This is a genomic window from Klebsiella sp. JN_Kp121 (assembly GCF_040062145.1).
In the GTDB taxonomy this organism is placed as follows: domain Bacteria; phylum Pseudomonadota; class Gammaproteobacteria; order Enterobacterales; family Enterobacteriaceae; genus Klebsiella; species Klebsiella aerogenes.
The window spans coordinates 1-729 of the sequence record NZ_JBEAHX010000022.1 but is presented as its reverse complement, the minus strand read 5'-3'; the positions used below and the strand labels follow the sequence as shown (position 1 = coordinate 729).

Annotated in this window: 1 protein-coding gene; it reads right to left on the bottom strand. The window is 61.3% G+C overall.

The window, feature by feature from the left end:
* Positions 1–165 precede the first annotated feature (165 nt).
* Positions 166–729, bottom strand: a 564-nt coding sequence (locus tag ABLU86_RS17715; RefSeq protein WP_276588395.1) for a molybdopterin dinucleotide binding domain-containing protein, incomplete at its 5' end; no start/stop codon positions are given.

Here is a 729-nt window from a genome sequence, read left to right as displayed (position 1 = left end):
GTAGTCGGTTGGTAGCCCCGGTAAGCGTAAGCGCCACCGGGGAGGGTTCCCGGATAGCGGCACATAGCGCCTTATCCGGGCTACGGTTCGGTATTCGGTCGGTAGCCCCGGTAAGCGTAAGCGCCACCGGGGAGGGGCCCGGATATCGGGTAAGGCCGCCGAACCTTAACCCATCGCGCTTTCGCGCAGGCGGGCTTTCAGCTTGTTGTACTCCTCGATTACGTACTGTTCCGCCGCGCGCTGATCGGCAATCCGCTCAACGTTAACTGCGCAGTACTTGTACTCCGGCGTTTTGGTTATCGGACTCAGGTTCTCCGACACCAGCTCGTTACAGGCGCCGATCCACCACTGGTAGGTCATGTACACCGCGCCTTTATTCGGCCGATCGCTGACCTGCGCGCGGGTGATGATGCGGCCCTTACGCGAATTGACCCACACCAGCGCTTCATCTTCGATGCCTAACCGTTCGGCGTCGGCGGTGTTGATTTGCGCATAGCCCGGTTCATCCGCCAGCGCTGCCAGCGCTGCGCAGTTGCCGGTCATCGAACGGCAGGAGTAGTGGCCGACCTCGCGCACCGTTGAGAGCACCATCGGATACTCGTCGGTGAGCTTATCGATCGGCGCGACCCAGTCACAGGTGAAGAACTGCGCCAGCCCGTTCGGGGTATCGAACTTCTCTTTAAACAGATACGACGTCCCCTGGTCGGCGTCGGACTCATCGCGGCATGG